This window comes from Gilliamella sp. B3817, from assembly GCF_026536705.1.
GTDB lineage: Bacteria > Pseudomonadota > Gammaproteobacteria > Enterobacterales > Orbaceae > Gilliamella > Gilliamella apicola_I.
The window spans coordinates 227,850-240,017 of record NZ_JAFNNV010000002.1; the positions used below are offsets into that span (position 1 = coordinate 227,850).

The following is a 12,168-nucleotide window of genomic DNA, read 5'->3' on the forward strand; positions in this document are numbered from 1 at the left end:
ATATAAGACTGTGATTGGATTGAGCAATGACAATGATAATTTTTAACTAAATTGTCAGAGTTAAATTGATCATAATTAAGGTGCTAAATTTTAGATAATCGCACGATTACATTTAATAAATTAAAAGGTATCAATTAATCCATATCAGACGTTAAGTTATACTAAAAGACGATTAAAATAAAAAATCCCACATTATCAATTTTGTGGGATTCTATTTTTGAGCGATAATTAACAATTATTATAAAGAACTCATCTTATCAATAAATTGTTTTAAATGGTTTCTGATATCCTCACCTTGCGTATAATGTGCTTCAGATTTTAACGTTGATTTGGACTTCCACTCGCCTGCTTGTGAGTTATGAAATTTACTTGGAACATCGCCCGAATAGATATAATCCGTTTTAGAAGAGATGGCTTCGCTTATCAAACGTTTAGAATTACTGATTTCTCCGGTTATTTCGATATCAGTAGTAAAAATGTATTTTTTTGAATTAGTGATAGTCTTTAAGTTGAATTTTTGCTCTTTATAAATTGGAACTTTAATTTTATTACCCTTATCATCGGTTTTTTCGCTCATTCTTTCTACATATTTTTCTGTTTTTACTTCATTTTTTTCATACGGTTTCATATGAATATAGTCAGATTTGGCATTAATATCTATAATGATATTAGCTTGTGAACTATGATCAACAAAGTATATATAATCAGCGTTAAAAACTTGTTTTACCCAGCTAAGATAGTCGGAATCTTTAACATACACATTAACGCGTCCCTTTAATTTACAACGACTCGCTCTAGCGCTGGCATCACGGTATGAACCGAACTGTTCATAGGCTGAATTGGCTGCCTCATAATATTTAGCCGCTTCACGATAAATTTTGCGTTTATAAGCTATTTTTTCAAGTGACGAGGCTTTTTCATAATACTCTTTTGCTAGCGCAGTAACATGTTTTCTTTTATTATCCTCATAGAGTTTAAAACTATCTTTATATTCGCCTATTGGCTTATAAACTTCCCAAGCTTTAAGATATTCTAGGGATGCTTCATGATAACTACCCTGTTGCGAAAATGTTTTACCTAAATCATAGTGTTGTTTTGCTTCAATATCCAAATGTTGCTTTTTAGCATTTTTATATAAAGTAAAAATATCTTTATATTTATACCGTTCTGAACCTTTTAAATATAAGTCAGCTTTTATTTTGTAACTTTCACTATCCGTACCTTTTATCGAATTACCATAATCGTAATACTCTTTTGCAATAAGTTGATCTAATTTACTCACTGGATATTTATCGTTAAAAAATGCAACAGTTTGACTATAAAAACGATTAACTAACATTAAATTGATTTTTCGAAGCGATTCATAACTATCAATACGTGCTTGATAATCAGTACTAGCACTACTATTAATGATTGTCTCGTAATGTTTCATCACATTACTAACCAATCCCCGTAATTTTTCGGCACTTTCTTCATTAAATTTTGCTTCGCCTTTTTCATCAATAGTAGCCGTTAATAAACTAATACTTTCTACATATTTCCCTTCGTTATAAGCTTGATCAGCCGTACGAACATGGCAAGCCGTTAAACAAAACACCAACAAAATCGCTAAAACTATCCGCATATTATTTCCTTTCTCTATTTATTAATTAATTATCAGACAGTTAGAATAAAAACAGTTTGATTTAGTGATCTTATGAAAAAAATTAACCTTATTTTTTTCATTTAATGCTAAATTTTTAAACAATAAAAATGATTAATTTTAGAAATAATAAGACTTTTAAAGCAAACTCTTTATCATCAGTAATATTTCTGATTGGTCATATCTTAATAAGCCGAAAGAATCGAAAATTATGCTAAATAGTCAGTAAAAATAGAGAGAGTAATCGCCTGAAATGTAGATAAAAAAGGGGGGATAATATGACCGAATATAACAACTTCACTGACTACAGGCAGGTAATGATTTAGTGCTATTTTATTAAATTTTTAAAAATAATTGTCATAGTTTTTATTACATTTTGATAATGTCTTTTTACTGTAGAGTAAATTAGTTATATATAATTTTTTATTTTTACTCTACTGTTGGTTAGTATTTAAATGTTAAGATATATTTAATCATAATACAAAAAGTAAATATAGTGTAAAATTATTATATTATAATTGTTAAATTAATTTTTTTTTTGTGCTATACTCTACCATATTTATAAATACGTTTATGGCGTAATATATTATATTTTATGATAAAAGTGTTGGAGATTTAATGTCAAGTGCGGTTGAGTCATGGCTAGGATACAAATATCAGGAATATCGCCTCGTACAGCGTTTACTTGAAGCTGATAATACAATTAATATAGGATTTGAAATGCTTGACGACCTCGAAGAGCAATTAGAGTCTTCTACCGTTCTTGAACAAAACAAGGTAACTACTACAACTCGTAATATTGTATCAAATAAAAGTAAAGATTTTTGGAAAACACTTTCTAATTGGTTAGACCTAATACGTGACAATAAAATAGATCCTTATATCACTACTTTTTTACTCTATACAAATAAATCACATTCGAGTAAATTATTAAAGTTATTAGTAAATGCAAAAACAGAAAAACAGGCTAGAAAAGCATTTGAATCTATTTTAACCTTAGTCAGAATTCGATCGAATAATATTAAAGCCTATATCGATAACTTTATAACCATGGATGAAAGAAAATTTATTTTGATTAAAAATTTTGATTATATTCATGGTTCTGGTTCTGTGATACAAGATCTTAAAAATACATACTTTCAAAAAAGATTAGGGGCTCTTGAGGAAAATATTGAAGATATTTTAGATGAAATAGTTGGATGGGTTGGAAATAATTTAACCCGTGCAGCAGAACTCAGAATTCCTACAATTATTTCAGCAAAAGCATTTGGTATGCGATTGGGAGATATCGAAAGTAAATATAGAAGGCGAGATATTCTCAAATTTGTTTGTAGTCGAACTAATAATAGTATAGATGTAAAGAATGATCTTACTTTAGAGCCAATATATATAAAACAGCTAAAATTAATTGAATCTAATGATACTGAAATTGAAGAAGCAGCAATAGCCAAACTTGAAACTAAAGATGCCATTTCAAAATGGACGATTAATGGATTTATTCAAGAATCAAGCTATCAGGATTATCAAATTTTACTAAAACATAAATGGAAAATTCATCAAAAACAGATAATAATAGCACATGGACATAATGTAACTAATGAGTCTTTAGGTGCGCTTATTTATTATAAATGTTTGGAGACCTTTGATAACATTAAATTAGAAAATAAAACAATTGAGTCTTTTTTTTCTCATGGAACTCTTCAAACTTTAGCAGATGATCTAAGTATTGGTTGGCACCCTGAATACAAACAAAAATTAGGTATTATAGATGATAATACCTAATGGTTTAGAAAAAGAAGCATGGGAAATTAACAATCCTGCTCTAGGTGGTTATTTATTATGGATTTTTGCAAAATCCTCGTTTGAACAAAATAAAAAACCAATTCACCCATGCAAACTATTTTGTTTGTTTGCTTTTATATTTTATGAAGATACAAGAAGTGTATTAGTAAAGACAAGAAATAATTTGCAAAGTTATATTTCAAAATTTTATTCTGCCAAAGAGAGTAAAACAGATATTCCTTTCTCAATACATTTTAGAGTCGATTCTCAAAAAGAAAGAACTTTAGATTCTCTTCTGATATCAGTTGATGCTGGATTACTTTATTTAGATGATATTACAGGTATGATTACACCTAATATTAAGCTTAAACCAGTTTCCATTAAAAACTTGGACATTACTACAAAAGATCTTATTAATTGTTCAGAAAAGTTAGGAAAGTGGTTATCTGATATAACGGAAAGTGATTTAACCAGAATTATTAAGGTGGTTTATTAATTATGTTTTTCCAAATTGAAAAGGTTATTCTTTGGTCAAAGGATAAACAAAAAAAACCTCGAATTATTAGTTTCGAATTAAACAAAGTAAATTTGATAACTGGTTCTTCTAAAACAGGAAAATCATCAATTATCCCTATTATTGATTATTGTTTAGGATCTTCCAAATGTTCTATTCCCGTTAATACCATACGCGATACTACTTCTTGGTATGGGGTACAAATAAAAACATCTCAATCTAGATTATTAATTGCCCGTAAAGATCCTAATAATCAAAATTCAACATCTAATGCTTTTTTTATTGAATCTTCGGAAATAGAAATTCCTCAATTCATTTCAACTCATACAATTAATATCGATGATATCAAAATTAGATTAAATGAAATAATTGGTGTTTCGAATATTAATTTTGATTTTTATAAAACTGGGCGGTTAGATAAATTTAAAACGAGCTTAAGAGATCTAGCTGCTTTTAATTATCAACCTCAAAATATATTAGCAAACCCAAATGCTCTATTTTATAAGACTGATTCACTTGAACATAAGTCGAAATTGATAACAATCTTACCCTATGTGTTAGGTGCTTTAAGTAATGAAGATCTTGAGAAAATTCATGAATTAAGATCGTTAGAAGAGCGATTTAATAAAGTAGAAAAAAAATACCTGAAATTAAAAAAAGAAAACGAACATTGGATAGCAACTGCTCAAGCTTATGTAATTAAAGCCATCGAACTTGGTCTTCTAGTAGTTAAAAAAGATATAAAAGAACTTACTCTAGAACAAATTTTAAATTTACTGAATATTGTTTCGAAAAAAGAAATGGACAACTCTATAGGTACAGCGAACATAAAATTTGCTAATGAACAAGAAATTTTATTGATAAGAAAATCAAAAGAAATTTCTGAACAAATCGGTAAAATAAAGAGCAGATTAATAAACTTATCCGCAATACATGAAGTTACTAACAATCATACCGAAATTACCTTTATTAAAAGAAATCGTTTATATTTTAGTAAATGGCTTATCCAACAGAAAGAAATAGAAACATCTCTATTTATTGAACCTAATAAAATAAAAACATTAGTCCTGGAACCTTTAGCACGGGCATTTGATAGCTTAGAGTCTGAATTAGAAGTTCCTGAAAAAATACAAGGGGTTTTCAGCAGGGAAAAACTTTTCCTAGAAAATGAACTTAACCGTTTCATATCAGAGTTAAATGATGTGAAAGAACAAATAAATATACTTAGCAGTAAGAAAAAAAAATCATGTTATGATTCGTTTGCTATTGGCGTATTTGTTGGTCAAGTTAAATCGGCATTAAAAATTATGAGTGATATCGATGAAAAATCTGAATTAACTAAAGAATACAATAAACTTAATCTTGAACTTTCTCAGCTTAGAAAAAAAGTTATACCTAGTAACTTCCAGAAAAAAACAGAATTGCAATTACAAAAAGTAAATAAACTAGCAACAGCTTGGTTGCCTCATCTAGATACAGAAAATCCTAATGCACCAGTTTCTTTATCTGCAAAAGAGTTAACCGTGACAGTCAATAATAATGGAAGAAGAGACTATTTATGGGAAATCGGTAGTGGAGCAAATTGGGTTTCTTATCACATAGCAATAACTTTGGCATTACATCAACATTTTTCAACATTAACTCACTGTCCTGTACCAAATTACATGATTTATGATCAACCAAGTCAAGTGTATTTCCCTAGTAAATTGCATCACCATAGAAGTGAAGATATTCAGATCAATAACGATCAAGAGTTAGATTTACTAAAGAATGATGAAGATATAGTACAAGTTCAAAAAATATTTAAGGTGTTTAGTGATGCGATTGATAAAACAAACCATAATTTGCAGATTATTGTACTTGATCATGCTCCTTTAACAATGCTAGAAGAAGTTAATAATGGACATCTTGTTGAGGAATGGCGTAATAATATTAAACTTATTCCTTTAGATTGGTTAGATAATGAATAATGAATTCAATATTTACTATATTAAAATAAATAATCTCTAAATCTTATACTTTGGTAGTATTAATTAAAGGTCATCATTGGAATATTTTTATATCAATTATTTTTACAATACTTTGGTATTTTCTAATTTTCTAATTTTCTAATTTTCTAATTTTCTAATTTTCTAATTTTCTAATTTTCTAAAAAAAATAGTATAATTATTATGTTATCTTAAACAGATTATTATACAATCTGCAATAATTGCTATTATTTTCATGATTATGTTACTAACTTTTTTTCTTATTCACATCAAATCCCCTCATTTTCAATACAGCCTATAAAGTGATACAATCATTTAATATTAAATGATGCCTAATATAATAAGTTTCACCGATTTTTAGGGTTTTTAAGACAGTTACCGAGTTACTTAAGAGCAAAATCAAAGATTTTGCGATAAAGTGAGTAAGATTAGAAATAGTAATCGCCTGAGTTTTAGATAAAAAAGAATTGATAATATGACCGAATACGACAACTTCACCGACCACACACCAATGATGCGACAATACCTAAAATTGAAAGCAGAAAATCCGGATATTTTACTGTTTTATCGTATGGGTGATTTTTATGAGATGTTTTATGATGATGCCAAACGGGCTTCGCAACTTCTTGATATCTCGTTAACTAAAAGAGGCTCTTCAAATGGTGAACCTATTCCAATGGCAGGCGTGCCTTATCATGCAGTTGAAAGTTATTTAGCAAAACTCATTGCGTTGGGTGAGTCGGTCGCAATTTGTGAGCAGATTGGCGATCCTGCTACCAGTAAAGGACCTGTTGAGCGTAAGGTTGTTCGTATAGTCACCCCTGGCACAGTAAGTGATGAATTACTTTTAGAAGATCGAAAAGATAATTTGTTGGCTTCCATTTGGCAGCACAAAAATCATTTTGGTTATGCAACTCTTGATATCAGTTCTGGTCGTTTTTTTGTATTCGAATGCGATAACGTTGAAGCAATGCAAGCTGAACTACAGCGGACAAATCCGGTTGAACTTCTTTATCCTGAAGATTTCGAATCCATGTCATTAATTGACAATCGTAATGGCTTAAGACGGCGCCCATTATGGGACTTTGATCTTGAAACAGCAAAACAACAGCTTAAGTTACAATTTGGAACGAATGATTTAGTCGGATTTGGAGTTGAAGATTGTTGTTATGCATTGTCTGCCGCAGGTTGTTTATTACAATATGTTAAAGATACTCAACGCACAGCCCTGCCCCATATTCGCTCTATCATTAAAGAGTCAGCCTATGATTTTGTTGTTTTAGATGCAGCTACTCGCCGAAACTTAGAAATCACCGAAAATTTATGTGGTGGCACTGAAAATACGGTTGCCGATATATTAGACAAAACGCAAACCGCTATGGGAAGCCGAATGTTAAAACGTTGGTTGCATTCGCCTATCCGTAATGTGGTTATTTTGCAAAATAGACAAGAAGCCATTAGCGAATTACAACATGATCTTAGTGATATTCAACCGTTCTTAAAGCAAATTGGTGATCTGGAACGAATTTTAGCCAGATTAGCGTTAAGAACAGCACGCCCACGTGATTTTGCTCGTTTACGTGATGCCTATAATGTATTGCCAGAATTACAACAATTGTTAAATCATCACTTATCACCTTATTTAATTGCTTTACGAGCTAAAATCAATCAATTTGATCAGATAGCCGATCTTTTAAATCAAGCGATTGTTGAAACCCCATCCGTTATTATTCGTGATGGAGGGGTGATTGCAACTGGCTATAATGCCGAATTAGATGAACTTCGTAATCTTGCTGACGGTGCAACGAATTATCTGGAACAACTCGAGATTCGCGAGCGTGAAACGCTAGGTATCGATACCTTAAAAGTCGGATTTAATGCGGTACATGGTTACTATATTCAAATCAGTCGAGGGCAAAGCCATTTAGCGCCGATTCACTATACCAGACGGCAAACATTGAAGAATGTTGAACGTTATATTATTCCAGAATTAAAAGAATATGAAGATAAAGTGTTAACCTCTAAAGGTCGTGCATTAGCTTTAGAAAAACAACTTTACGATCAACTTTTTGAGTTACTTTTGCCTGATTTAGCGAATATGCAAATGAGTGCCGATGCAATAGCTGAACTTGATGTACTAACTAACCTTGCTGAACGTGCTTTAACACTTAATTATCAGTGCCCGACATTATCTAATAGTGCAGGAATTGAAATTAAAGATGGTCGACATGTGGTTATAGAACAAGTATTAAAAACACCATTTATTGCAAACTCGCTTTTGCTATCACCAAACCGCAGAATGCTTATTATTACAGGCCCAAATATGGGCGGGAAAAGCACCTATATGCGTCAGGCCGCATTGATTGTTTTACTGACTTATATTGGTAGCTTTGTTCCTGCATCTAAAGCCGTGATTGGACCTGTTGATCGCATCTTTACGCGGATAGGTGCATCAGATGATTTAGCATCCGGGCGTTCTACTTTTATGGTTGAAATGACTGAAACAGCCAATATTATGCATAACGCAACTGAACAAAGTTTGGTACTGATGGATGAAATTGGTCGAGGCACTTCGACCTATGATGGGCTTTCATTGGCTTGGGCATGTGCAGAAAATTTAGCTAATCACATTAAGGCGATGACCCTATTTGCTACTCATTACTTTGAATTAACTCAACTACCTGAACATATGCAAGGCGTCTATAACATCCATTTTGATGCTATTGAACATGATAATACCGTTGCATTTATTCATGAAGTTTCTGAAGGTGCAGCAAGCAAAAGTTTCGGTATCGCCGTTGCGGGTTTAGCGGGTGTGCCTAAAACGGTTTTAAAACGGGCTAAACAGAAATTAAAAGAGCTTGAAATGATTTCAAAACAGACAGCGAACAGCCATGTTGATAGCTCGCAACTTTCGTTTGAAACTGAATCAGAACCTTCTGAAGTTGAAGAGGCTTTAAAACGTATAGATCCTGATGCATTAACACCGAAACAGGCATTAGAAATGTTATATCAATTAAAAAAATTACTTTGATATACAAATGATTTTCAAGACAATATATTAATCGAATTATTGAACAATATGATTATTTAGTCATATCAACATAACACCGCCAGTTTATCAATACTGGCGGTTTTCGTTTAAGGTCAAATTACTGCCAATATTTCTTTTTCGATGTCTTACCAATACCTGGATTGAGGCTGTTAGTCGGATCTAATTGCTGATAGAATTTTTTCAAATCAGCGTTAGCTTGATATAAATGACCAACATTATGTTCAGCAGGATATTGTGCCCCACGCTGATCTAAAATAGCTAACATCGCTTCTTTCACTTTGTGGCAATCTGTTCCTTTTTTGGCAATATAATCTTGGTGAAAAACAGAACAGAAGAAATGCCCATAATATAATTTATGAATAAAATGCTGACTTATATTTTCTGGTAATGTTTCAAACCAATCTTTATCATTACGTCGTAAAGCAATATCCAGTGCCACCAAATCTTCAACCGTATCCGAATGGACACTACGATAAACAGTTGCAGCACCAGCTGTCGCAAAACGATGCAACATCGCCGCTTCTGCTTCTTTCTCATTACAATGAAAATAGTCGCTTTGTTTGTTTTGAAAAAATGTTTGCAAAAATGCCTGAGCTTCCGCTATGCCATCATCGGCCATTTTTAAAATAAGATGATGTTCAAAACGATCACGATAATCACGAATAGATTTAGGTAAGTGGTTAGGAAGTAATTTACTCACAGACACCGCAAATCGATCTGAAAAATTATTGGGGAAGAATGGAATTTTTGTACTGACACGATCAACGAAATTTTTAAATGCATATAAGCGAGGAATCACATTTGTCCCTAATTTTTGTATGGCTAAATAGATATGTTTACCATATACAGCAGCGATATCAAATGCATCACGATGAATATATTCGCCCGATACCGGCAAATTTTTAAAGTGAGCTAAAATATGACGTCGGATTTCATCAAGATCATCAGTATTATTAGTACCGATATAAAATACTGCACTATTTTTTTCAAGTGGAAATGTATCTAATCGTACAGCAAATACCATTAACCGACCTGCACTACCCGAAGCTTCGTAATGTCTAGTTGGATCGGCATTAAAACGCGCTGGCGTATCGGCATCAATCTCACGAACATGATCGCAATAATGATGATCGTGTCCTAAACCTGCATCATGATTAATGTCTTTTTCAGTATAAGTATGATTTTGAAGATTTTGTAAGATCGTCTCTGGATCATCACCTAATTCAATCCCTAAATGGTTAACCAGATGCAATTGTCCTTGATCATCTAATTGAGCAAATACGGCCATTTGTGTATAGGCAGGCCCATGCTGGATTAAAGCACCACCAGAATTATTACACACCCCACCCATAACGGATGCGCCAATACAAGATGAACCTATTACCGAATGCGGCCCACGATTATATTTTTTTAACTCTTTTTCAAGTTTAAATAGTGTACTGCCTGGCAAACAAACCACTTGCTCACCATTTTCAATCACTTGAATACCTTCAAGTCGACGAGTACTGACAATTACCACAGGCCTATCATAATCATTACCGTCAGGTGTAGAACCACCGGTTAATCCTGTATTTGCCGATTGAGTAATCACAATGACATCGGCTTCAACACACGCTTTTAAAACTAGCCACTGTTCAACTAACGTACCGGGTAAAACCACTGCAATAGCATCACCTTCCCCAAAACGAATACCTTTACGATAAAGTAAAGTACGGGAAGGATCAGTTAATGTATGCTTTTTGCCCACAATAGTTTCTAACTTTTCAATCAGTTCTGCCGTCGTATTCTTACTCATATTATCTTCCTTATACCTAAATGGAAATCGCTTCAGTATTGATTATATTATAACCATTACTGTTCATTGCAAAGCATTTTAATTATCGTTAATTTTTTATAAGAAAAATAATAATTTTTAGTTATAACAAAGAATTATATAATTAATGAATACCCATTTTTAATATTAAACATTGATTACATATCATTTTTTATTTATGTTAAAAATAGCATGTTGATTAAACATCTGATTAGATAAAACAAGAAAAGGTCAACTAACAACACAAAAATTATTGAATACTATTTGCAGGACACATTGGGGGATTAATCACTCGCCTTTGTAGTACTTAAATACCTGTCTGTTTGAGATATTTTACTAAACATTAATAATTTGCTAGAAGCTGTTGACGTTCCGCTTTATTAAAGTAAGTCCATGCGACAAAACGGCTAATTTTTTGTCCTTGTGCCATAGGCACAATTTTTGTCTCAATAGCTTTAACGGCTTTTAAGTGTTTTCTAATTACCGGTAATGATTCTTTTTTTGAAACCAATGTCGTAAACCATAAACACTGTGTTTTATAATTGGCACTCTCTTTTATCATATTACTGATAAATGTACTTTCGCCACCTTGACACCATAACTCCATATGTTGCCCACCAAAATTCAGTACTGTTTTTTGTTTTGAATCACCCAATTTTCCTAGATTTTTAAGTTTCTTCTGGGTACTGGCCAAGGCAGCTTGCGCTGACGCATGAAAAGGAGGATTACAAAGGGTAAGCATATAAAACTCTTTAGGCTGAATAATCCCATCAAAAATCGCCAAACAATTTTTTTGCAATCGACATTGAACAGATTCCTTAAGTAACAAATTAGCCTTAGTGATTAATGATGCAACTTTGATGGCTGTTAGATTGATATCACTGCCCACAAATGACCAACCATACTCAGCTCGACCAATGATAGGATAGATCATATTGGCTCCCATACCGATATCCAACACCTGAACTTTTTTACCCGTCATCATGATATGTTGATTATCTTCTGCCAGCAAGTCGGCCAAATAATGCATATAATCGGCTCGTCCGGGTATTGGTGGACACAAATAATCGTTAGGAATATCCCAATAAGAAAGTTGGTAATAGGTCAATAACAGTGCTTTATTTAACATTCTAACAGCGTCAGGATCAGCAAAATCAATCGATAAATTTCCGTATTGATTCCGTTTAACAAAAGGTGAAAAATCTGGCACGGCTTTAATTAATTTTGCAAAATCATATCCATAGCGATGTTTATTGCGAATATGTAAAGGCGATGCGTTGACAGTTGGTGATCGTTTTTGCATGCTTGTTCCAGAAATGTGTACTATTATCTATTATAATGACGTTTTGCTGTGAGAAAAATACATACACGATT

7 protein-coding genes are annotated in these 12,168 nt (G+C 32.2%); 4 read left to right on the plus strand and 3 right to left on the minus strand.

Annotated elements, in window-relative coordinates; all coding sequences use genetic code 11:
- Positions 1 to 238: 238 nt before the first annotated feature.
- Positions 239 to 1,624 (minus strand): hypothetical protein, encoded by a 1,386-nt coding sequence (locus tag J3U36_RS03735; RefSeq protein ID WP_267378209.1) that lies wholly within the window; start codon positions 1,622 to 1,624, stop codon positions 239 to 241.
- Positions 1,625 to 2,260: 636 nt separating this feature from the next.
- Between J3U36_RS03735 and J3U36_RS03740 the strand changes: the two genes are divergently transcribed.
- From J3U36_RS03740 to mutS, 4 genes are all read left to right on the plus strand, one after another.
- Positions 2,261 to 3,424, plus strand: coding sequence for an ABC-three component system protein (locus J3U36_RS03740; RefSeq protein WP_267378206.1), 1,164 nt, complete (start codon positions 2,261 to 2,263; stop codon positions 3,422 to 3,424).
- Positions 3,411 to 3,920, plus strand: a complete 510-nt coding sequence (locus tag J3U36_RS03745) for a three component ABC system middle component (protein ID WP_267378203.1) — start codon at positions 3,411 to 3,413, stop codon at positions 3,918 to 3,920. The genes J3U36_RS03740 and J3U36_RS03745 overlap by 14 nt, the downstream gene beginning before the upstream one ends.
- A 2-nt stretch (positions 3,921 to 3,922) precedes the next feature.
- Positions 3,923 to 5,908: a DUF3732 domain-containing protein gene (locus tag J3U36_RS03750; RefSeq protein ID WP_267378200.1), complete on the plus strand. Its 1,986-nt coding sequence runs from the start codon at positions 3,923 to 3,925 to the stop codon at positions 5,906 to 5,908.
- Between the two features lie 493 nt (positions 5,909 to 6,401).
- The gene (gene mutS / locus J3U36_RS03755) at positions 6,402 to 8,960 is read left to right on the plus strand and encodes a DNA mismatch repair protein MutS (protein WP_267378197.1); all 2,559 of its coding nucleotides are present in this window, start codon (positions 6,402 to 6,404) and stop codon (positions 8,958 to 8,960) included.
- Between the two features lie 118 nt (positions 8,961 to 9,078).
- On the opposite strand, the gene dld is transcribed toward mutS, so the two are convergent.
- Entirely contained in the window at positions 9,079 to 10,776 is a 1,698-nt protein-coding gene (gene dld, locus J3U36_RS03760; RefSeq protein ID WP_267351367.1) for a D-lactate dehydrogenase, read from the minus strand.
- A gap of 361 nt (positions 10,777 to 11,137) precedes the next feature.
- The gene (gene rlmF / locus J3U36_RS03765; protein ID WP_267378193.1) at positions 11,138 to 12,097 is read right to left on the minus strand and encodes a 23S rRNA (adenine(1618)-N(6))-methyltransferase RlmF; all 960 of its coding nucleotides are present in this window, start codon (positions 12,095 to 12,097) and stop codon (positions 11,138 to 11,140) included.
- Positions 12,098 to 12,168: the final 71 nt, after the last annotated feature.

What these genes read in the sequence shown, in the direction of transcription:
- J3U36_RS03740 (WP_267378206.1), top strand. Translation starts at nt 2,261, where the DNA reads ATGTCAAGTGCGGTTGAGTCATGGCTAGGATACAAATATCAGGAATAT.
- rlmF (WP_267378193.1), bottom strand. Translation starts at nt 12,097, where the DNA reads ATGCAAAAACGATCACCAACTGTCAACGCATCGCCTTTACATATTCGC.
- mutS (WP_267378197.1), top strand. Translation starts at nt 6,402, where the DNA reads ATGACCGAATACGACAACTTCACCGACCACACACCAATGATGCGACAA.
- dld (WP_267351367.1), bottom strand. Translation starts at nt 10,776, where the DNA reads ATGAGTAAGAATACGACGGCAGAACTGATTGAAAAGTTAGAAACTATT.
- J3U36_RS03750 (WP_267378200.1), top strand. Translation starts at nt 3,923, where the DNA reads ATGTTTTTCCAAATTGAAAAGGTTATTCTTTGGTCAAAGGATAAACAA.
- J3U36_RS03745 (WP_267378203.1), top strand. Translation starts at nt 3,411, where the DNA reads ATGATAATACCTAATGGTTTAGAAAAAGAAGCATGGGAAATTAACAAT.
- J3U36_RS03735 (WP_267378209.1), bottom strand. Translation starts at nt 1,624, where the DNA reads ATGCGGATAGTTTTAGCGATTTTGTTGGTGTTTTGTTTAACGGCTTGC.